The sequence below is a fragment of the Streptomyces sp. SM1 genome (genome assembly GCF_002910825.1).
GTDB classification, from domain to species: Bacteria; Actinomycetota; Actinomycetes; order Streptomycetales; family Streptomycetaceae; genus Streptomyces; species Streptomyces okerensis.
On sequence record NZ_NEUB01000213.1, the window covers coordinates 1 to 283 of the forward strand.

Genomic DNA, 283 nt, shown 5'->3' on the forward strand with positions numbered 1-283 from the left:
CTGAACCGGACACAGGTCGGCCCGGCTGGACCACCTCGCTGATCCCGTACACGTACGCCCTGCTCGACGAGCGGTCCGGCTACCCGGCAGGCATCCGGGACCCCGAGTGGCAGGACATGGTCCTGCGCGCGCAAGGCGACCCCGCGGCGCTCGAGGAGGCCCTGACCCGGGCGGCCGTACGCGTCTGCGCAGAGCTGCGCGGACTCGGCCACCCCTCCGGACCCGCCGACGCGCGGGAGATCTGCCGGCTCGCCTCCGACCTCGCCCGGCTGCGCGGCCTGCC

General features: G+C 75.6%; 1 protein-coding gene. It reads left to right on the forward strand.

What is annotated here, in order from left to right:
• Positions 1 to 283 (forward strand): DUF5682 family protein (locus B9S61_RS04895; RefSeq protein ID WP_146064713.1); only part of this gene is annotated, 283 nt, incomplete at both ends.